The 20,795-nt window shown below is 66.5% G+C and carries 22 protein-coding genes; 8 read left to right on the top strand and 14 right to left on the bottom strand.

The window, feature by feature from the left end; all coding sequences use genetic code 11:
• Positions 1–154 precede the first annotated feature (154 nt).
• The 4 genes from LGN17_RS11510 (at position 155) to LGN17_RS11495 (ending at position 3,525) form a co-directional block, all read left to right on the top strand.
• Positions 155–835 (top strand): PspA/IM30 family protein, encoded by a 681-nt coding sequence (locus tag LGN17_RS11510; protein WP_113045091.1) that lies wholly within the window; start codon positions 155–157, stop codon positions 833–835.
• An 88-nt stretch (positions 836–923) separates the two neighbouring features.
• On the top strand, positions 924–2,084 hold the full coding sequence (locus LGN17_RS11505; RefSeq protein WP_226196839.1) for a tetratricopeptide repeat protein: 1,161 nt from the start codon (positions 924–926) through the stop codon (positions 2,082–2,084).
• A gap of 231 nt (positions 2,085–2,315) precedes the next feature.
• Positions 2,316–2,747 carry a large conductance mechanosensitive channel protein MscL gene (gene mscL, locus LGN17_RS11500; protein WP_006487991.1) on the top strand — a complete coding sequence of 144 codons (432 nt, stop codon included), beginning with the start codon at positions 2,316–2,318 and terminating at the stop codon, positions 2,745–2,747.
• 331 nt (positions 2,748–3,078) lie between these two features.
• Positions 3,079–3,525, top strand: coding sequence for a hypothetical protein (locus LGN17_RS11495; protein ID WP_027784713.1), 447 nt, complete (start codon positions 3,079–3,081; stop codon positions 3,523–3,525).
• A 46-nt stretch (positions 3,526–3,571) separates the two neighbouring features.
• On the opposite strand, the gene LGN17_RS11490 is transcribed toward LGN17_RS11495, so the two are convergent.
• Positions 3,572–4,489 carry an NAD(P)-dependent oxidoreductase gene (locus LGN17_RS11490; protein ID WP_226196838.1) on the bottom strand — a complete coding sequence of 306 codons (918 nt, stop codon included), beginning with the start codon at positions 4,487–4,489 and terminating at the stop codon, positions 3,572–3,574.
• A gap of 135 nt (positions 4,490–4,624) precedes the next feature.
• Between LGN17_RS11490 and LGN17_RS11485 the strand changes: the two genes are divergently transcribed.
• On the top strand, positions 4,625–4,834 hold the full coding sequence (locus LGN17_RS11485) for a dodecin (protein WP_034199458.1): 210 nt from the start codon (positions 4,625–4,627) through the stop codon (positions 4,832–4,834).
• Positions 4,835–5,056: 222 nt separating this feature from the next.
• Complete coding sequence (locus tag LGN17_RS11480) at positions 5,057–5,986, top strand: LysR substrate-binding domain-containing protein (RefSeq protein WP_006762467.1); 930 nt, start codon at positions 5,057–5,059, stop codon at positions 5,984–5,986.
• Between the two features lie 93 nt (positions 5,987–6,079).
• On the opposite strand, the gene LGN17_RS11475 is transcribed toward LGN17_RS11480, so the two are convergent.
• Entirely contained in the window at positions 6,080–7,498 is a 1,419-nt protein-coding gene (locus LGN17_RS11475; RefSeq protein WP_226196836.1) for an 8-oxoguanine deaminase, read from the bottom strand.
• Between the two features lie 511 nt (positions 7,499–8,009).
• Here LGN17_RS11475 and uraH point away from each other — a divergent pair.
• Both uraH and LGN17_RS11465 read left to right on the top strand, forming a co-directional pair.
• Positions 8,010–8,363 carry a hydroxyisourate hydrolase gene (uraH, locus tag LGN17_RS11470; RefSeq protein WP_226196834.1) on the top strand — a complete coding sequence of 118 codons (354 nt, stop codon included), beginning with the start codon at positions 8,010–8,012 and terminating at the stop codon, positions 8,361–8,363.
• Positions 8,364–8,414: 51 nt separating this feature from the next.
• A complete protein-coding gene (locus LGN17_RS11465) occupies positions 8,415–9,608 on the top strand; it encodes a urate hydroxylase PuuD (RefSeq protein WP_226196832.1) in 1,194 nt (397 codons plus the stop codon).
• Between the two features lie 100 nt (positions 9,609–9,708).
• Here the strand turns inward: LGN17_RS11465 and LGN17_RS11460 are convergent, their stop codons facing one another.
• From LGN17_RS11460 to LGN17_RS11405, 12 genes are all read right to left on the bottom strand, one after another.
• Entirely contained in the window at positions 9,709–10,119 is a 411-nt protein-coding gene (locus tag LGN17_RS11460; RefSeq protein WP_226196830.1) for an ACT domain-containing protein, read from the bottom strand.
• A 324-nt stretch (positions 10,120–10,443) separates the two neighbouring features.
• Complete coding sequence (locus tag LGN17_RS11455; protein ID WP_226196828.1) at positions 10,444–10,956, bottom strand: ureidoglycolate lyase; 513 nt, start codon at positions 10,954–10,956, stop codon at positions 10,444–10,446.
• Positions 10,953–11,966, bottom strand: coding sequence for an allantoicase (gene alc, locus LGN17_RS11450; protein WP_226196826.1), 1,014 nt, complete (start codon positions 11,964–11,966; stop codon positions 10,953–10,955). Before alc ends, LGN17_RS11455 begins: the two co-directional genes overlap by 4 nt.
• Before the next feature lie 63 nt (positions 11,967–12,029).
• Positions 12,030–12,551 (bottom strand): 2-oxo-4-hydroxy-4-carboxy-5-ureidoimidazoline decarboxylase, encoded by a 522-nt coding sequence (uraD, locus tag LGN17_RS11445; RefSeq protein ID WP_226196824.1) that lies wholly within the window; start codon positions 12,549–12,551, stop codon positions 12,030–12,032.
• Positions 12,548–13,501: an allantoinase PuuE gene (puuE, locus tag LGN17_RS11440; RefSeq protein WP_043187981.1), complete on the bottom strand. Its 954-nt coding sequence runs from the start codon at positions 13,499–13,501 to the stop codon at positions 12,548–12,550. The genes uraD and puuE overlap by 4 nt, the downstream gene beginning before the upstream one ends.
• Before the next feature lie 148 nt (positions 13,502–13,649).
• Positions 13,650–14,441, bottom strand: coding sequence for an aspartate/glutamate racemase family protein (locus LGN17_RS11435; protein WP_174960932.1), 792 nt, complete (start codon positions 14,439–14,441; stop codon positions 13,650–13,652).
• A gap of 10 nt (positions 14,442–14,451) precedes the next feature.
• The gene (locus tag LGN17_RS11430; protein ID WP_226196822.1) at positions 14,452–15,936 is read right to left on the bottom strand and encodes an NCS1 family nucleobase:cation symporter-1; all 1,485 of its coding nucleotides are present in this window, start codon (positions 15,934–15,936) and stop codon (positions 14,452–14,454) included.
• A 150-nt stretch (positions 15,937–16,086) separates the two neighbouring features.
• Positions 16,087–16,791 (bottom strand): GntR family transcriptional regulator, encoded by a 705-nt coding sequence (locus tag LGN17_RS11425; protein ID WP_175953363.1) that lies wholly within the window; start codon positions 16,789–16,791, stop codon positions 16,087–16,089.
• A 307-nt stretch (positions 16,792–17,098) separates the two neighbouring features.
• On the bottom strand, positions 17,099–18,037 hold the full coding sequence (gene ldcA, locus LGN17_RS11420) for a muramoyltetrapeptide carboxypeptidase (protein WP_226196820.1): 939 nt from the start codon (positions 18,035–18,037) through the stop codon (positions 17,099–17,101).
• Between the two features lie 109 nt (positions 18,038–18,146).
• On the bottom strand, positions 18,147–18,743 hold the full coding sequence (gene tadA, locus LGN17_RS11415; RefSeq protein WP_175953365.1) for a tRNA adenosine(34) deaminase TadA: 597 nt from the start codon (positions 18,741–18,743) through the stop codon (positions 18,147–18,149).
• Positions 18,740–19,141 (bottom strand): DnaJ family domain-containing protein, encoded by a 402-nt coding sequence (locus tag LGN17_RS11410; RefSeq protein WP_226196818.1) that lies wholly within the window; start codon positions 19,139–19,141, stop codon positions 18,740–18,742. The genes tadA and LGN17_RS11410 overlap by 4 nt, the downstream gene beginning before the upstream one ends.
• Before the next feature lie 269 nt (positions 19,142–19,410).
• Positions 19,411–20,640: an MFS transporter gene (locus LGN17_RS11405; protein ID WP_226196817.1), complete on the bottom strand. Its 1,230-nt coding sequence runs from the start codon at positions 20,638–20,640 to the stop codon at positions 19,411–19,413.
• Between the last annotated feature and the right edge of the window lie 155 nt (positions 20,641–20,795).

The raw sequence follows: 20,795 nt of genomic DNA, 5'->3' as shown, positions 1-20,795 counted from the left end.
TCGACATCCTGATGCGCAAGCCGCTTGAACTCGCGCGTTTAAGCCGTATTTAAGTGAACCGGTGGTGTAATATCCGCCGGCTCATGCGGGTCGGAACCGGCTCGCAACGGGCACTGCCGCGGTCACGCGGCGCCTTTCAACCACGGAGGATTTCATGTCGCTTTTCGACTCTGTTTCGCGCACGATCAAAGGCCTGCTGAACGATGCGGCCGATTCGGTACAGGATCCGTCGCGCGACGCACGGCAGATCGTGCGGGAGCTCGACGACAGCATCGGCCGTGCCGAGAATTCGCTGATCGAGATCGAGGCACAGGTCGCGACCCAGCGCAGCAAGCGCGATGCGGCCGACGACAAGGTGAAGAAGTACGAGGACGGCGCGAAGCGCGCGCTGCAGGCCGGCGATGAAGCACTCGCACGCGAGGCACTCAGCGCACAGTCGAACGCGGAAGCCGAGCGCGACGCGCTCGCGGCCGAGTTGTCGACGCTCGAGCCGTCGGTCGACAAGCTGAAGGGGCAGATCGCCGACATGCGTCAGCGCCGCAACGACCTGAATGCACGCTCGAACATCCTGCAGGCCAAGCAGGAAATCGCGCAGGCGAAGGACGTCGCGGCCAGCGCCCTGGGCGGCATCGGCGGCAAGAACCTGTCCGAGGATTTCCAGAAGCTCGAGGACAAGGTCGCGCTGCAGAACGCACGCTCGGACGCACGCCTGAATTCGGCCGACACGTCGAGCGGCAAGGCGCTCGACGACAAGCTCGCCGCGCTGAACAAGGGCCCGTCGGTCGAGGATCGCCTCGCCGCGCTGAAGAAGCAGCTCGATACGCCCGCGCAGTAACGGCAACCGCGGGCAACCGCGCCGCCGCCCGCCCCGGGCGCGGCGCGAACCGATCGTCAGGAGACGGGCGCCTGCGCCCGGTTCGACCATGAAGAAATCTCTCGCCGCACTCGGCCTCTCGCTGATGTTGCTGTCGTCCGCCGCGTTTGCGGTCCCGTCGCTGCAGCAGGTCGAGCAATCGATCGCGCAACGCAACTGGCAGCAAGCCGACACGCAGCTGTCGCAAGTCATCGACGCCCATCCGAACAACGCGCACGCGCGCTACCTGTACGCACAGGTGCTGGATCGTGAAGGCCGCGCGTCCGACGCCCTCGAGCAGCTGCAGCGCGCCAAGTCGCTCGATCCGCAACTCAAGTTCACCGACGCATCGCGCTTCGCGCAGACGGAGTCGCGCATCCGCGCCGACGCCGCGCGCGTGAACGGCAACGTGCCTTCGGCCACGCAGGCCGGTACGCTGCAATCGTCGCTCGCGCCCGCCGTCGCGCCGGCCGAAAAACACGGGCCGTCGACCGGCATGTGGATCGGCCTCGGGCTGATCGTCGCGGTGATCGCGCTGGTGCTGCGCTGGACGCTGCGGCGTGCGCGCACGGCCGACGACAGCCGAGCCGACGACGAACGCCGCACGCAGCTCAAGCGTGCCACCGACGTGCTGAACGACATCCGTCCGCTGAAACTCGACGCGAAGCTGTCGACGGCGCCCGGCGCCGCGGCGCTCACGGGTGAACTCGACGCGATCGAGACCGATGCGCGCACGCTCGTCGAATCGCTCTCGAACGGCAAGAATCCGGTGCCGCCGTATCGCATCGACGAACTCGAACAGCGTCATGCGAGCGTGAAGGCACGCGTCGAAGGCCGCCCCGATCCGGCCGCGCAACCCGCGGCACCGGCGAACGGCAGCGGCTCCGTGTATGCGCAGGAAGCCGATCGCATGACGGGCGCGCAAGGCCAGCCGTATCCGCAGCAGCCCTACCCGCAACAGCAACCGCCGGTCGTGATCCAGCAAGGCGGCGGCGGTTTCGGCGGCGGCATGGGCGGGCTGCTGACCGGCGTACTGCTCGGCGAAGCGATGTCGGGCGGCCGCGAGCGCGTGGTCGAACGCGACGTGATCGTCGACGGCGAGCGCCGCCGGCAGGACAACGACCCGGGCTTCGACCTCGGCCGCGGCGACAGTTCGAACTGGAGCGACGGCAACGGCGGCGGCATGGATCTCGGCAGCAACGACGACGGCTGGACCGACGACAACACCTGACGCCGCGCAGCGCGTCGACGCACCCGCGACGCGCTGCAACGCACGCCACGCTTCCCTGCATGCCGGCCGCGCCGACCCGCGGATTTGTCAATCATTTCAAGATGGACTACCGGCAATGGGGAGCGTTCGCTATCATGCGGCCATCGGCGTGCCACCGACCCTCATTCGACGCTCTGCATCCCTGCGCGTCGCGGCACGCCTCCCCTCGCCCCAACCAGGAGAAAGCCGCTCATGAGCATCATCAAGGAATTCAAGGAGTTCGCCGTCAAGGGCAACGTCATGGATCTCGCCGTCGGCGTGATCATCGGCGGCGCGTTCTCGAAGATCGTCGACTCGGTCGTGAAAGACCTCATCATGCCGGTCATCGGCGTGCTGACCGGCGGCCTGGATTTCTCGAACAAGTTCGTTCTGCTCGGCACCATTCCCCCGACGTTCAAGGGTAATCCCGATTCGTTCAAGGATCTGCAGGCCGCAGGTGTCGCCGCGTTCGGCTACGGCTCGTTCATCACGGTGGCAATCAATTTCGTCATCCTCGCGTTCATCATTTTCCTGATGGTGAAATTCATCAACAAGCTGCGCAAGCCGGAAGAAGCCGCACCGGCCGCGACGCCGGAAGACACCGTGCTGCTGCGCGAGATCCGCGATTCGCTGAAGCAGCGCTGATCGCCAAGCGTCCCGCCAGCCAGGCCCGCCTCGTGCGGGCCTTTTTATTGCGCGCGATGCACCGCCGCACGCGGCCTATCTCACTTTTTTGTGACGGGCGAATGCACGCGCGGGGAAAGCAGGTCTATGATGGAGACTAAACGACAGTACGGGCGCCAAGACGCTGGCTGTGTCGATCATGGCGAGCAGGTCGACGGGAGACATTGATCGTCGTACTGCACGAAGGCAGCATTTTCGTGTGCTATAAAGGATCGACATGCGGCGTACATAGCCGGGAGTGGGTCGCATGAAAGTGCCGCATTTCTTGCAATTGTTTTTGAGGCGAGTGTTTATGTCCTTCCCGAAAAAACGTCGGCGTGCCCAGCAGGATGGCCAGGAGTCATTCCTCGCGGTATTGCGCCACTCGAAACCGTTTGCCCAGCTCGACACCAAGATTGCCCGCGCCCGCGCGCAGGACGAACCCGTCCTGTACGCGCATGTGCTGCCCGGTCTCGACGTGCTCCTGTGCAGCGTGCGCGGCGCACAGCCGCCCTATCCGGCCATCGCCGAACTGCGCAAGCGCTGCATCGAATCGATCGCCAACGCGCTCGAGCAGCCGCTGGACGGCCTCGAGAACGGCGGATACTGGTATGAAGCAAACGGCTTCGGCTTCCTCGTGTTCGCCAGCCGTGCGCGTGCGCGCATCCTGCCCGAGTTTGGTGCAGGCACGAAAGCGAGCCTGCGCGGCGGGCTCGGCCGCCAGAACGCCGGCGACACGACACCACGCTCCCTCGGCTGATCAACCTGCCATTCGATGGGCCGCCTCCGGGCGGCCCATCTGCCATTCACGCACCCTGCTTGCCCGTCACGACGCCAGTTGACTGACGCCCGTTGCCGGGCCGCACGATGTCGATGAACGCGGCGAAATCGGCACCGGCGAGCCCTTGCGCAGCGCCGAGCCGCAGCACGTGCTGCACCGTGGCCGACACGGGCATCACCGCGCCGGTATCGCGCGCCGCGTCGGCAATCGCATCGACGTCCTTCTGGAACGTACCGAGCGCGCCGATGGGTGCATGACCACCCGACGTCATGCGCGGCACGAACGTCTGCAGCAGCACCGAATCGGCCCAGCCACCGGCCAGCGCTTCGGCCAGCCGCGCGGCATCGATGCCGCTCGCCTGCGCAAGACCGACGGCCTCGGCAATCGCGGTCACCGTCGCGGTGACGATCGCCTGGTTGCACAACTTCGCCGTCTGCCCCGCGCCCGCGTCGCCCATGTGCGTGATTCGCGACGCGTACGTGTCGATCAGCGGCCGCACCGCGTCGAGATCGGCCGTGCGGCCACCGGCCATCACCGCAAGCGTGCCGGCCTGCGCGCCGGGCACGCCGCCCGACACCGGCGCATCGACCCAGCTGACGCCGAGTGCGGCCGCGCGCGCCGCGTAATCGCGCGTCGCGGCAGGCGGAATGCTCGAATGATCGATGATGCGCCGCAGGCGGCGCGCAGCGGCGTCGCCGGAGAGTAGACCGTGCTCGCCGAACACGACGTCGCCCACCGCGCGGCCGTCGAGCACACACACAAATACCGTATCGACGCACTCCGCCAGTTCGCGCGGCGTGCCGACCACCTGCGCGCCGTCCTTCACGAGCGCCTCGGCCTTGTCGCGCGAGCGATTCCACACGCTGACCCGATGCCCGGCCGCCAGCAAATGCCGAATCATCGGCGCGCCCATCAATCCCGGTCCGCAAAATCCGACTTCCACGATGTTCCTCGTCTCCGATATGGGTTGAACTTGCCGCCCATCATACCTATCACTCAAGAAGCCGGGCACACGCGGCGCCGCCTCGGGACCACGGCTTGCACCGGCAATCCATACCGATATCCCAGGGAGCGCATCATGAGCGAGCACGTGTACAAGATGATCGAGCTGACCGGTTCGTCGCGGCAATCAAGTGACGATGCCATCCGCAACGCGATCTCGAAAGCCGGCAAGACGCTGCACAACCTGCACTGGTTTCAGGTAACCGAAACGCGCGGCCACATCGAAGGCGACCAGGTCGTGCACTGGCAAGTGACGCTGAAGGTCGGCATGCGCATCGACGACTGACTCGCACGCCACATCACACGCCGCGCCGCGATCCGGATACGCGCCCCGCGCATCCGCGCGGCGCCGCGCGCCCCCGCATTCCGCCCCGTTCGGGCCCCTTGTCCATGCCCGGCCGGCGGGTGCCTGCGGGTATCCATCTCTTGACGCTGATTTTCGTTCATATTAAAAACGATATACCCACAGTACCCCTCGATCAGCCCAGACATATAACCCGGAGAAATCATGAGTCAGCAACGCGAGGCGATCGACACGTACCTCTTGCGCGTCTTGCACACCTTGTTGATGGAGCGCAGCGTCACGCGCGCGGCCGTCAAACTGAACCAGTCGCAACCGGCGATCAGCGCCGCGCTGCGGCGCCTGCGCGACATCACCGGCGATCCGCTGCTGGTGCGCGGCAAATCCGGCATGGTGCCGACCGAATACGGGCTGCGCCTGCTCGAGCCCGTGCAGAATGCGCTGCGTGAAATCGAGCGCATCAAGTTCCAGCAGCACAACTTCGACCCGGCCACGTCGATCCGTTGCTACCGGATCGGCTGCCCCGACTACCTGAACGTGCTGTTCGTGCCGACCGTCGTCGAGCGCTTCCGCCAGGCCGCGCCAAACGCAACGCTCGAATTCCACTCGCTCGGCCCCGCGTTCGACTACGAACTCGCGCTGGAAGACGGCAAGCTCGACATCGTCGTCGGCAACTGGCCCGAGCCACCCGAGCAGTTGCACCTGTCGAACTTGTTCGTCGACGAAATCGTCTGCCTGATGAGCAACACGCACCCGTTCGCGAAGCGAGGCGGGCTCACGCTCGACCAGTACCTGAACGCACCGCATCTCGCGCCGACGCCTTACTCGGTCGGCCAGCGCGGCGCGATCGACGTGCATCTCGCGCGCGAACGGCTCAAACGCCACGTGGTCGTCACGCTGCCGTACTTCAACCTCGCGCCGTACGTGCTCGTGAAGTCCGACCTGATCTTCACGACGACGCGCCTGTTCGCCGATCACTACGCGAAGTTCCTGCCGCTGTCGGTCGTGCCGGCGCCGCTCGACTTCCCGCCGATGCAGTACTACCAGCTGTGGCACGAGCGCTGCCACTACTCCGACGAAGTGCGCTGGCTGCGCAGCCTCGTCGCCGAAGCCACCCGCACGTTGATCGAGGCGTAACGGCACACGCCGCCCGCGCCGTTACGGGCGCGGCGCGACGACGCGCCAGCGGCAGGCTCGGCCAGGCCGCCGCCGCACGGCTTCAGGATTGCTTCAGCGCGATGCCGCGACGAGCGCGTGCGCAAGCGCGTTGTGGCGCTCGATCACGGGCGGCAAGTCGAGCGTCGCCAATCGCCCTTCCCGCACCACCACCTTCCCGTTCACCACCGTGTATGCCGTCTGCGACGGCGCGCAGAACACGAGCGCCGCAACCGGATCATGCAGCGCCCCCGCGAACAGCGGCTGGCGCAGGTCGAATGCGGCGAAGTCCGCAGCCATGCCGGGCTTCAGCGCGCCGATATCGTCACGGTTCAGCACCTTCGCGCCGCCGAGCGTCGCGATCTCGAGCGCTTCACGCGCGGTCATCGCATCGGGCCCGAAACCGACCCGCTGCAGCAGCAGCGCCTGCCGCACTTCCGCAACCATCTGCGCGCCGTCGTTCGACGCGGAGCCGTCGACGCCGAGGCCGACCGGCACCCCCGCGAGACGCATCTTTTTCACCGGCGCGATACCCGACGCGAGCCGCATGTTCGAGCATGGACAGTGCGCGACGCCCGTGCCGGTGCGCGCGAACAGGCCGATGCCCGCATCGTCGAGCTGCACGCAGTGCGCATGCCACACGTCGTGACCGACCCAGCCGAGATCTTCCGCATATTCGGCGGGCGTCATGCCGAATTTCTCGCGGCTGTACGCGATGTCGTTGACGTTCTCCGCGAGGTGCGTGTGCAGCGACACGCCGTATTCGCGCGCGAGCACGGCCGCGTCGCGCATCAGGTCGCGGCTCACCGAGAACGGCGAGCACGGCGCGACCACCACGCGCAGCATCGCGTAACGGCCTTCGTCGTGATAGGTCTCGATCAGGCGCTGCGTGTCGCGCAGGATGTCGGGCTCGCGCTCGACGACGGAATCGGGCGGCAGCCCGCCGTCGCGCTGACCGACGCTCATCGCGCCACGGCTCGCATGAAAACGCATGCCGATCCGCTGCGCGGCGCCGATGCTGTCGTCGAGGCGGCTGCCGTTCGGGTAGATGTACAGATGATCGCTCGACGTCGTGCAGCCTGACTGCAGCAGCTCGGCCATCGCGGTGAGCGTCGACACCTCGATCATCTCGGGCGTCAGGTGCGCCCAAATCTTGTACAGGTTCGTGAGCCAGCCGAACAGCTCGGCGTTCTGCGCCGCCGGCACCGCGCGCGTCAGGCTCTGGTACATGTGGTGATGCGTGTTCACGAGCCCCGGGATCACGAGGTGGCCGCGCAGGTCGAGCACTTCATCGGCCGTATCGGGCAGCTCGGCGGTCGGGCCGACCGCGACGATCCGGTTGTCTTCGATGTAGAGCCCCGCGTCGCGCAATTCGCGGCGCGCGTCGTCCATCGTCACGAGGACGTCGGCGTGCTTGACCAGCAGGGTTTTCGGGCGGGATGGGGAGGTGTTCGTGTTCGGCGCGCGTGCGCCAGCGTGCTGCTCGAGGTTCATGCGTTCTCCGCGTCGGTCTGCCCCCAGGGGAGGATCCTGGGGACGGTCACACAGCCGTTCGAACGCTGAATCGCGGCACGCTCCGGCGCCTGCGTCCGTTCGAACGCCCTGGCCCGGTTACCCGGCGTGCTCGCCGTCTTCGGGGTACGCGCGGGCCACCGGCCGACGCGCACGGCGGCAGGATCGCCCAAGCACGCGCCGCACACAATGCGCGATCCGGAATACCGCGATTCACGGTTTCGATATGGTACGCCGCGCAACGCCCCGCCGGTGCGCCGAAACGCCCGCCGGAAGCCGTATCCGGCGTGCCGTCGACAGCCGCTCATGCGCGGCGCATTATCTTTGATATCGCGCCCGTATTTGCGCGGGGAACCTTTTTACAATGCCTGCACGGCGCTCGCTTCAATCTCGCCGACGGGTATGTAGCCACGTGACGTGGAGCCTCGATCCGCCGCACAGTCAATGGATCGAGTCGCCGCCGAACCTCGCATTCACACAAGGACAATTGCGAATGGGAAAGCTCACTACCCACGTACTCGATACGGCGCACGGCCGTCCCGGCGCTGCAATCAAGATCGACCTCTACGCGCTCGACGGCGAATCGCGCCGCGCGATCAAGACCGTGCTGACCAATAGCGACGGCCGCTGCGACGAACCCCTGCTCGAAGGCGCCGCGCTCGCCGCCGGCGAATACGAACTCGTGTTCCATGCCGGCGACTACTTCGCGTCGCTCGGCGTGAAGGTGCCCGAACCCCGTTTCGTCGATCGCGTCGTGCTGCGCTTCGGCATCGCCGACGCCGGCTCGCACTACCACGTGCCGCTGCTCGTGTCGCCGTGGTCGTACAGCACCTATCGCGGCAGCTGACATACGCATCAGCGCCCGCATCAAGACAAAATCTGAGTCTGGAGGAGTTTCATGGAAGGCTTCATCACCGACTGGCTGAACCTCGCATTGCGATGGCTGCACGTCATCGTCGCCATTGCGTGGATCGGCGAGTCCTTCTATTTCGTCGCGCTCGACAACAGCCTGAAACCGCCGACCGACCCGAACCAGCGCAAGCGCGGTGTGTTCGGCGAGCTGTGGCACGTCCACGGCGGCGGTTTCTACAACATGCAGAAGTACACCGTCGCCCCGCCGGAAATGCCGGATGACCTGCACTGGTCGAAGTGGCCGTCGTACACGACCTGGCTGTCGGGCTTCTCGCTGTTCTTCGTGCTGTACCTGCTCGCGCCGAACACGTACCTGATCGACAAGAGCGTGCTCGACATGGGCCCGGTGGTCGCCGTCGCGTCCGCGCTCGGCTTCCTCGCGGCCGGCTGGATCGTCTACGACTCGCTGTGCCGCATCCTCGGCACCAACGACCGCGTGCTCGGCATCTGCGTCGGCATCTACGTGGTCGCCGCCGCCTACCTCGCGTGCCACATCTTCGCGGGTCGTGCGGCGTACCTGATCGTCGGCGCGATGCTCGCGACGATCATGTCGGCGAACGTGTTCTTCGTGATCATCCCCGGCCAGCGCAAGATGGTCGACAAGATGCTCAAGGGCGAAGAGCCGAACCCGATCTACGGCAAGCGCGGCAAGCAGCGCTCGGTGCACAACACGTACTTCACGCTGCCGGTCGTGTTCGCGATGCTGTCGAACCACTATGCAATGACCTACACGAACAAGTTCAACTGGGTCGTGCTCGTGATGATCATGCTGGCCGGCGCACTGATCCGCCAGTTCTTCGTGATGCGTCACCGCGGCAAGCAGCTGTGGTACCTGCCGATCGGCGGCGTCGCACTGCTGTCGGGTGCGCTGGTGTGGACGATGCCGAAGCCGATCGCACCGGAAGCGCAGGCCGCGAACGCACCGAAGGTCGTGATCAACGACATCATGCCGATCCTGCAGCAGCGCTGCGTCGAGTGCCACTCGGCCAAGCCGACGCTGATGGGCAGCGCGCCCGCGGGCGTGATGTTCGACACACCGGACGAAATTTCGAAAAACGCGCAGCGCATCTACGAACAGGCCGTGCGCCTGAAGGCGATGCCGATCGGCAACGTCACGCACATGACCGACGACGAGCGCACGAAGCTCGCCGCCTGGTTCGAGGGTGGCGCGAACAAGTAAGCCGCCGTGCGCCGAGGGTCGTTCCCGGCGCCATCCTCTCCGTTCGCGGGCCCGGTGACGGGTCCGTTCTTTTTTGCGTGTCCCGGACGCCCTTCGCGCGTCAACCACGCATCGCGTCGCGCTGAAGCGCGACGAGCGCATCGAGCGCGCGCGGGCCGTCATCGAACGGCACGAAGATGTGATCGTGATACGCGGCGGCCATCACGTTGCAACTGATCCCGGCCACGCCGAGCGCCCGCGCGAACGCCGCGGTGAGCCCGACGGCCGCGAGATCGGAATGCACGGTCAGCGTGATCCACGCGGCGCGGAACAGCACCGGCCAGCCGCGACGCGCGGCCACCTCCTCGCAGACGACGACCGTCAAGCCTTCCGCCTCTCGAAACGTTGCAATGGTTTCGGATAACGATACGTCTGCATCGGTCGGCAGCGATACGAAATCGAACGCGCCCGGATGCAATTCGGGCTGCATCGTGCGCAGCAGGACCGCGAGGTCGTTTTCAGGTTGGCTCATCGAAGGAACACGCCCGGAATCGGGCATCGTGCGGTGAAGATGCGGGCACGATAGCATGCGCAGGCACCACCGCTACGCGTGCATCGTCGCGACTTCGTCCGCGAGCCAGTCGCGCAATGCGGCGGTAAGCGAATCGTCCTGCGTGCGCGCCGGATACACGACGTGATACTCGCCACGCGCCGCTTGCGAACCGGCGTCGCGGCGTCGGCAGGTCGCGCGACACGCGTAACAATGCGGCGACCTGAACCTCGCCGAAGCGCGCGCATAAAAAAACCCGCGCACGATGCGCGGGTTTCATCGGATGACGGTAGAAACGCCGGTGACTCAGGCCGTCAGCGCGTGCAGCGCTTCGTCGGTGAGCCACAGCGATTCCCGCAGGTCCTGCTCATTCAGGTTCAGGCCGTCGCCGCCGCGATCGACGACGATGAAATCGCTGACGCCGCCCAGCGCGATCAGCGGGTGATGCCAAACGCCCTTCGCATAGTTGACGCCCTGCCACCCGCTCGTCACGAACGCGCGGATCTTCGCCGGATCGAGATCGCCCGCGGGCGCCACGACGACGAGATACGGCCGGTCGTTCAGCGGCACGAACGCCTGGCTGCCGAGCGGGTGCCGCTCCAGCATCTTCACTTCGAACGGCAGCGTGCGCGGCTGGCCGCGGAACAGGTTGACGAGCGTGCGGCCGCCTTCATCGGTCACGTCGACTTTCGCGAGATCGTGAAAGCGGATCGTGGTGCCGAGGTTGATCGGGATCTGCTTCGCCCCTTCCGTTTCGATCACGTCGCCGAACGGCGCGAACGCTTCCTTGGTCAGCGGTTCGATAACAAGCGTCTTCATTTGTCGAGCGTCCCCCACAGACGCAACCGCGACACGCCGCCGTCCGGAATGATGTTCAGCCGCACGTGCGTGACGGGGCCGAGCGACGCGATGTCCTGTTCGAAGTAGTGCTGCTTGTCCATCTGCAGCTTCTGTTCGCCGAGCAGCACGGGCCAGAACATCGACTGCGTGATCAGCGAGCTGTCCGTGCCGCCCGACACATACGCGGCCTGGATCGAGCAGCGATCCGGGTAGTTGCCCTTGAAGAACGCGGTATCGACTTCGATCTTGCGGATCACGCCCGGCTGCGCGAGCGCAATGATCGCCCAGTCGTTGCCCGGTTCGCGGCGGCGGCGGGTTTCCCAGCCGTCGCCCATGTTCACGCCGCGGCCCGGCAGCAGCAGGTTCGACGCGACGCCGAAGTGCTGGTTGTTCGCGGCCACCACGTAACCACCGCTTTCCATCGCCGCGAGATCGAACTGCTCGGTCGCGCTCGCGCCGGCCCAGTCGAGCTGCGGCTGGCCGTACACGCGCAGGCGTGCAATGCCGCCATCCGGATAGATGTTCACGCGCAGGTGCGTGAACGCACGCGCATCGCTCGCTTCTACGTAGTGATGGCTGTTGCCCTGCAACGTCGTCGACGGCACGATCTCGACCCACTCGGTCGCATGCGTCGGCGCGCCGTCGGCCACGAACGCGGCCTCGATCGACGCGGCCGGCGGGAAGTTGCCGGTGAAGTGGCTCGTATCGATGTCGAAGCCCTTGATCACGCCCGGGCGCGCGAGCTTGACGATGCACCAGTCGTAGCCCGTCGTGCGCTTGCGGCGCGTTTCCCAGCCGTCCATCCACTTGCCGTGGTCGTCGTACTTGCCGGGGATGAAGACGGCCGGCTCGGGGTTCAGCATCCGGTCCTTCGGCGCGAAGAAATCGTCGCTGGCTTCGAGCGCCTGCGCACCGAGGCGCGGGTCGGCAAGGTTCACGTAGCGCCGCGTGAAGTCGGGTGCGTTGGGATCGAGAAGCGGAACAGCCATGATGTTTCCTTGGTTTCAGTGATGCGATCAGGCCGCTGCGCCGCAGCAGGCCGTATTGCGATGTCAGGCGTCGATCAGGTCGTCGAGGCGAAAGCGCGCGATTCGGTAGATCTGGTCGAGGCTCGCCCGCAGTTCCTCGGCGCGCGAATGATTCACGCGCGACTCGAAGTTCGCGATGATGCCGTGCCGGTCATAGCCGCGCACCGCGAGGATGAACGGAAAGCCGAACTTCTCGCGATACGTGCGGTTCAGCGTCAGCAGCTTGTCGAACTCTTCCTGCGTGCACTGGTCGAGGCCCGCGCCGCTCTGCTCGCGCGTCGACTCGGCGGTCAGCTCGCCGCGCACCGCAGCCTTGCCGGCCAGCTCCGGGTGAGCATTGATCAGCGCGAGCTGGCGCACTTCGCCGCTCGTTTCCACCGCGCCCGACATCGTCTTGTGCAGCGCGTCGATGCTCGCGAACGGTCGCTCGGCCGCGGCGACTTCGGCCACCCACGGCGAATGTTCGAAAATCCCCGACAACGCCGCGACAAATGCGCTCGGCGCCATCGTGTTCAGTTGTTCCAACGTGTAGCGCATCGCCTTCATGCTTTCCCTTCGTTTCGATGGTTGGGCTGATACGGATGATGTTCACGCCAGTGACGCGCGATATCGACACGGCGCGTCACCCATACGCGATCGTGCTTCTCGATGTGATCGAGGAACCGCTGCAGCCCGCGGAATCGGCCCGGCCGGCCGAGCAACCGGCAGTGCATGCCGATCGACAGCATCTTCGGCGCTTCGTCGCCTTCCGCGTACAGCACGTCGAATGCGTCGCGCAGGTAGTCGAAGAAGTGATCGCCGGTGTTGAAGCCCTGCGGCGTCGCGAAGCGCATGTCGTTCGTGTCGAGCGTGTACGGCACGATCAGTTGCGGCGACTTCTTGCCGCCCGACACGTCGACGTCCATCCAGAACGGCAGGTCGTCGCCGTAGTTGTCGGAGTCGTACAGGAAGCCGCCGTATTCCGCGACGAGGCGGTGCGTATTGGGGCTGTCGCGGCCGGTGTACCAGCCGAGCGGGCGCTCGCCCGTCACGCGCTCGATCGCTTCCATCCCGAGACGCATGTGCTCGGCCTCGAGTTCCGGCGTCATGCTCTGGTAGTGAATCCAGCGCCAGCCGTGGCACGCGATTTCATGACCCAGCTCGACGAATGCGCGCGCGAGTTCCGGGTGGCGTTCGATCGCCATGCCGACGCCGAATACCGTCAGCGGCATCCCGCGCTTCTCGAATTCGCGCAGAATGCGCCAGACGCCGGCCCGCGAACCATATTCGTAGATCGACTCCATGCTCATGTGGCGATCGGGATACGCGGCCGCGCCGACGATTTCCGACAGGAACTGCTCGGAGCCCGGATCGCCATGCAGCACGCAGTTCTCGCCGCCCTCCTCGTAGTTCAGCACGAATTGCACGGCGACGCGGGCGCGCCCCGGCCAGTTCGCCTGAACGGGATGGCGGCCGTAGCCGATCAGGTCGCGAGGATAGTTGGGATCGAGTGACATGGTTCGATGTGCGGCGAAAGCTCGCTGAAATAATGGGTTCGCATCGACTGCGCGGGTGCCGGAAGCCGGCTGCGCAAGCCGATGCGATGACGGCCCAGTGTAGCGAAAACGCCCATACGCGCCCATACAGCGGCGCAGATAGTGCGTGTCAGACGGTGTGTATGTGCGGTTGCGGCAAATTCGGGACCGGTTCGGCCGCATCCCCGTCCGGCGGGCTGAAGCGGGCGAACGCGCCGTCATAGCGCTTCGGCAGCGGCCGCGCGTAGTCGCCGCGCTTCGCGGTCGCGAGGCGCAGCGCGACGAGCGCCTCGGCCCACTTGACGGCCGCGGTGACGCCCTCGACCACCGGCGCGCCGATCTGCTGTTCGATCTCATGCGCAAACTCGGCCATCCCCGCGCAACCGAGCACGATCGCGTCGGCGCCGTCCTCGTCGAGCGCGCGCCGACATTCGTCGACGATGATCCGGCGTGCGGCCGAGCCCGGCCGGTCGAGTTCGAGCACGGCCACGTCGGTCGCGCGCACGTTGCGGCAGAACCGCTTCATCCCGTAGCGCTCGGCGAGATGCCATGCCATCCCGCAGGTGCGCGCGAGCGTCGTGACGACCGAAAAGCCCGGCGCGAGCACGCTCGCCGCATGCATCGCGGCCTCGGCAATGCCGATTACCGGCCCGCGTGCCAGCTCGCGCGCCGCGTAGAGGCCGGGATCGCCGAAGCACGCGATGACGTACGCATCACAGCCGTCGCGCTCGCCCTGCGCGATCTCGGCGAGCAGCCCCGGCGTCGCGAGCGCCTCGTCGTAATACCCTTCGATCGACGGCGGCCCCATTGGCGGGCTCACCGCGACGATCTCCGTACCGGCGGCCGCGACCTCGCGCGCGCAGCGGCCCATCGCGTCGGTCATCCTCTGGGTCGTATTCGGATTGATCAGTCGGATCTTCATCGCACGCTCCTCAGGCCTTCGCGCTCACGAGCAGCCGGTAAAACACGAAGCCGAGCCCCGCGCCGATGAACCACGAGAAGTTCGCGACGCCCTGCCAGCCCGGCACCATCACGCAGACGATCGCGATCACCGCGGCCGGCAACAGCGCGGCAAGCGCGCGGCGGTTCACACCGCCCGTGTACCAGTACGTGCCGCTTTCCGACATCGTGTACAGGTCGTCGCGCACGAGCCGGCCGCGCTTGACGAGGTAGAAGTCGGCGATCAGCACTCCGTACAGCGGGCCGATGAACGCGCCGAGCACGTCGAGCGTGTAGTGGATCACGGCCGGGTTGTTGAACAGGTTCCACGGCGTGATGAAGATCGACGCGACGGCCGCGAGCATCCCGCCCGCGCGCCAGCTGATCAGCCGCGGCGCGACGTTCGAGAAGTCGAACGCGGGGGACACGAAGTTCGCGACGATGTTGATGCCGATCGTCGCGATCGTAAACGTCAGCGCACCGAGGATCACCGCGGTCGGATGGTCGATGCGGCCGACCGTCTCGACGGGATCGGTGATGAGTTCGCCGAACACCGGCAGCGTCGCGGCCGTCGTGATCACCGTGACGAGCGAGAACGCGAGGAAGTTGACCGGCAGCCCCCAGAAATTGCCGCGCTTCACGTCGCCGAACGAACGGCAGTAGCGCGAGAAATCGCCGAAGTTCAGCATCGGCCCGGAGAAGTACGACACGACGAGCGACACAGCCGTGATCATCACCGGAATCACTTCCGCGCCGTGGTACTTCACGCCGCCGAGGTTGATGCCGATGTTGCGCCAGCCCGCGCGCCACACCATGTAGCCGGCGAGGATGAACATCACGACGTAGACGGCCGGGCCCGCGAAGTCGATGAACTTCTTGATCGTCTCCATCCCGTTCCAGAACACGAACGCCTGAAGCACCCACAGCAGCATGAAGCCGGCCCAGCCGACCGCCGAGAGCCCGAGGAAGCCGTAGCGATGCACGTCCGCGTAAGGCAGCCATTGCGGGAAGAATTTCAGCACGACGATCACGAGCGCACTCGATGCGAGATAGGTCTGGATGCCGTACCACGCGATCGCGATCAGCCCGCGGATCACGGCCGGCACGTTCGCGCCGAGCACGCCGAACGTCGCCCGGCACGCGACCGGATACGGCACGCCGATCTGCTGGCTCGGCCGTGCGATCAGGTTGCACAGCAGGTTGACGATGCCGATCCCGGCGATCAGCGCGAGCAGCACCTGCCAGCTCGTCAGCCCGAGCGCGAACAGGCTGCCCGCGAACACGTAGCCGCCGACGCTGTGCACGTCCGACATCCAGAACGCGAAGATGTTGTACGAACCCCATGTCTGATTTTTCAGGGGTGCCAAATCTTCGTTGTACAAACGTTCGCTGTAACCATTCGGCAGTGCCGGGTCGCCGCCCTCGCCGCCTTCTTCCGCCGGATAGGCGCTGTCGTGCGCCACACTGAACTGAGCCATGACTTCTCCTTGACGCGGCCGGGCGGCCGCTCCACCGTCATCGATATCGCTCCGGATCGACGCCCGGAGTCGGACCAGCGGCCCGCGGCAAACACCGCGAGCCTGCATTTCGCTCGTTCTTGTGGCGCGCGGCCGGGTTCGCGTCGCCGCTCAGGCGCCGCCGAACACTTCGCGCAAATCGACCTGCCCTTGCGCGGGCCGGTCCAGCATCTTCAGTTCGACATGCTGCAGGTGGTGCGCCATCAGCGTCACCGCCCGCTTCGGATCGCCCGCCTCCAGCGCGGCGAGGATCTCGTCGTGGTCGTCGCACGAACACGGGCTGCGCCCGTGCGACTCGTACAGCGCCGACATCAGCGTCGAGCGTGCGACGAGCCCTTCGAGGCACTCGCTGAGCGTCGCATTGCCCATCAGCGTGGCGAGCGCCGTATGGAATTCGCCCGACAGGCGGATCCAGGCCGCGAAGTCGTGCCGCTCGAACGCCTTGCGTTCCTTCTCGATCAGCGACGCGACGCCCTTCAGCCGCTTCGCGCCGGGCCCGGTCGCCAGCCGCTCGACCACGGCGAGCTCGATGATCCGGCGCATCTCGAACACCTCGTGCACGTCCTGCAGCGTCGGGCTCGCAACGAACGCGCCGCGGTTCGGCTCGAGATCGACCAGCTTGTCGGTCGCGAGCTGCGCGAGCGCCTGGCGGATCGTCCCGCGCTTCACGCTGAATACGTCGCAGAGCTGCGCCTCCGTCAGCTTCGCGCCGGGCGCGAGTCGATGCTCGAGGATCGCCGTGCGGATCCGCTCGGCGATCGCTTCGGGACTGGCGGCACCGGACAGGTGGGATTCGGGCTCGTTCATGATCGGCATCGTGTGATGATCCTCATCCTAGGGCGGACATAAAGATTGTCAACAATTCTTTTCCGGCATTGCGCACAATCGGCGTGCATCGATGCGACCCTGTTCGGTGCACGATGCGCAGAATCCATGCATGACAACGCTGAGACGTACGACGGAGGCGCCTCTCGTCGTATACCCTCCAGGCCATTTTGTTGACAAAACTGGTGCAAGATCTGGCGCCGACCCGGTTGGCGTCGACGAAAATAATTGACCGTTAGTTGCGCGTCTACGTAAAGAAAAAGGCGGGAACCCCGCCTTTCGACCGACTGCGCCCGCGTCAACCGAGGTGCGGATAGTCCGACAAAGTGAGGCGGAAACCGTGCGCGTTCGCGACCAGTTGCGCCTGCGCGCCGAACGGCAGCGTCAACAGGTCGGGCACGTGGCCGAACTGGAGGCCCGTCACGACCGGGATCCCGATCACCGCACGCACCTGGTCGATCATCGCCTGCATGTCGTAGCCGTTGTCGTACTCGAACGGCCGAGCGCCGGTGAACTGGCCGAGCACGAGCGCCTGCTGGCGCGCGAGCAGCCCCGACAGGTGCAATTGATAGATCATCCGTTCGATCCGGAACGGCTGCTCGTTGACGTCTTCGATGAACAGGATGCCGCCTTCGATGTCGGGCATGTACGGCGTACCGACGAGCGACGTGAGGATCGCGAGGTTGCCGCCCCACAGCGTGCCCGTCACGTCCACGCTCTGCACCTGCGGCGCTTCGGCGACGATCGTCGTACTCGGCTGCGTCAGCGTCTGCCAGAAGTGCTGCATCGTGAAATCGCTCGGCGTTTCCGCGCCGAAATCGGCAGACAGCATCGGGCCGCCGAACGTCTTGATGCGCGCCTTCGCGTACAGCGCGAGCTGGAGCGCCGTGAAATCGCTGTGACCGACGAGCGCGACCGGCTGGTCACGCAGCCTGCGTTCGAGCCCGCGATAGTCGAGCCCGTGCAGGATGCGTGCGGCGCCGTAGCCGCCGCGCACCGCGAGCGCGATGTCCGGCAGCGGCCGCTCGGGATCGGCAAGGCGGTTCAGGTCGCCTGCCCGCTCGCCGTCGGTGCCGCCGAACCGCTGGAAGCGCCGCTGCGTCGCTTCGATGTTCTCGATGCGATGCTGCGCGGTGCTCAGGCGCTCGAGCGCGCGATTGATCGCGTCCGGGTCGTGCGGATAGCCGGATGGCGCAAGCAGGCGGATGGTGTAGGACGCGGCGGGCTGGAAGGACATGGCGAAGAGAGGTGGGGTCGTCAAACCTGCTTAGAGGGTCCGAGCGGTCGCCGGTTCACGGAACCGGGCGCGCCCGGCTCGCACCGAGCGACGGGCGCGGCGGGCGCGCCTATGACGCGCCGGATTCGGCGTCGCGGGCCAGCCGCGCTTCGCGCAGCGCGCGACGGCGCTCGGCGAAGAACGACTTCAGCGCGGCGCCGCACTCGTCGGCGAGCACGCCGCCGGTCACTTCGGTATGGTGGTTCAGCTGAGGATTCGCGAAAGCGTCGATCACACTGCCGCACGCGCCCGTCTTCGGATCGGCGGCGCCGTAGACGACCCGCGCGATGCGCGCATGCATGATCGCGCCCGCGCACATCAGGCACGGCTCGAGCGTCACGTACAGTTCGCAGCCGGGCATCCGGTAATTCTGCAGATGCTGCGCGGCCATGCGCAGCGCGGCCATTTCCGCGTGGGCCGACGGGTCGTGCCCACCGATCGGATGGTTGAAACCGCGCGCGATCACTTCGTCGCCACGCACGAGCACCGCGCCGACCGGTACTTCACCGGCCGCGCGCGCCTCTTCGGCGGCAGCCTGCGCAAGACGCATGAAATGCAGGTCGCGCGCCGATACGGGCGCTGCTTCGGGAACGGGAGAATCGGCGGCGGGTTCGGACGCCGGGGCGGCTGCCGAGCGGGCTGCATCGTGCAGCGCGTCGGACGTCACATCGGCCCCGCTTCGGCGGGCGCTTCGTCGAGCCCGCGCTCGCACAGGCGCTCCGCGATGCGCCGGCAGTAGTCGCGCGGCATCACCATCGGGCCGCCGCGCAGCGATTCGAGCGCCATGTCGAGTGCGAGGATCTTCGCCTGCAGCCGGCACCGCGCGGCACGGTCGCTGACCGCCTGCACTTCGTCATGCAGGTTGCGCAGCGCGCGCAATTGCTCGACGGCCGGCGGCACGAAGCCCGCATTCTTCAGGATACGGTTGGCCACCCGCACCTCCTCGGGCACGAGCAGGTCGTCATCCAGCGCCCGCGGCGCGCCGGTACCCGGCAAATCGTCGAACTCGCCCCGGGCGGCGGCGGCGGCAATACGTTGTTCGACCAGGGCGTCAAGCAATCTCATCAGTCAATCGGAACAATGCGGCAGGCCGAATTCTAGCAGGGTGACGCGGGTATGACAGGCCCTTCGAATATATGCTCGATATTGTATTTTTAGGGGCCGAATCGCAGCGCATGCGCGCCGATCGGTCTCTTTTGCCGCTCTGCTGCGCCGCAGCGGGCCGCGAGCCGTTCTGACACCCGCCAACGCGCACGATGTCGGGCCCTGATTTTTTCTTCAGCCACGCAGATCAAGCCGCGCCGATCCGTTGAAACGGAGGCCGCGTCGTCGGGTCACGCAGCCACCGTTTCCGGTCGCGCTTTCGCGAACGGGCGGAACATCGTCGCCATCAGGAACGCGCCGACGCCGATCGCGAACGAACCGACGTACAGCCAGCCGTAGCTGCCGAACGTATCGACGATCAAGCCGCCGGCCACGGGGCCCGCGGCCATCCCGAGGCTGCCGGCCATCGCGCAGCCGCCGATCACGGTGCCCATCATCCGCAGCGGGAAGTTCTCGCGCGCAAGCACCGAATACAGCGGCATCACGCCCGCATAGATGAAGCCGAACAAGGTCGCGACCGCGTAAAACCCGTCGAGCGTGCGCACGAAGTCGTACCCGAGCGCGCCGAGCGTCTGCGCAAGCAGCCCGGCCACCAGCATCCGCTTCGCGCCGATGCGGTCGCCCAGGATCCCGAACGCGATCCGGCCGCCCATGCCGGCCAGCCCTTCGACGCTGTAGATCGACACCGCGACGATCAGCGGGATCCCGCACGTCACCGCATAGCTGACCGTATGGAAGATCGGGCCGGAATGCGTCGCGCAACAGAAGAAGTTGGTCAGCAGCAGCACGACGAACTGCGGCGATCGCAGCGCATCCGCGACCGATATCGCCGCAGGCTCGCCGGCGGGCGCTGGCGCTGCTGGTGCCGCCGGGGCCGCCTGCGCGCCGTCGAGCGCGGGCGCCCGGCGCACCAGCAGCGACACCGGAATCATCGTGACGGCCGCCAGCGCCGCAATCAGCAGCATCGACGTGCGCCAGTCGAGCACCGACACCAGCCATGCGGTCAGCGGGGCCATCGTCATCGGCGCCATCCCCATGCCGGCCGACACGAGCGACACCGCAAGGCTGCGGTGCGTGTCGAACCAGCCCGTCACGCACGCCATCATCGGCGCGAATATCGCAGCCGTCGCGCCGCCGACGGCGAGGCCGAAAGTGAGCTGGAACGCGAGTAGCGACGGCGCGCGGCTCGCCAGCGCCAGGCTTGCCGACAACAGGACGGCGCCCGTCATGACGACCGGGCGCGTGCCGATGCGGTCCGACAGGCTGCCCCACGCCATGCTCGCGACGGCCATCGCGATGAAGCCGAGCGTCATCGCACCGGAAATGCCGGTCATCGACCAGCCCGTGTCGCGCGCGATCGCGCGCAGGAACACCGGCAGCGAAAACATCGCGCCGATCGCGATGCAGCCCATCAGGCCGCCCGCGGCGACGATGACCCAGCGGTATCGGGAATCCGTCATGGGGTGCCTCCTTGTCGTGATGACGATCCTCGGGAACCGGGCCCCACCTGCTTCGCGCAATGCCCGGTCGATCTGGATACGACGGGCGACCCATCGGAAAATCGACATGAGCGGCACGCGCAACGTCGAATTTTTTGTTGTCCGCCGAGCCACTC

Origin of the sequence: Burkholderia sp. AU30280 (assembly GCF_020420125.1) — a bacterium.
In the GTDB taxonomy this organism is placed as follows: Bacteria; Pseudomonadota; Gammaproteobacteria; order Burkholderiales; family Burkholderiaceae; genus Burkholderia.
The sequence above is the reverse complement of the archived record's forward strand: the minus strand, read 5'-3'. Positions and strand labels throughout refer to the sequence as shown.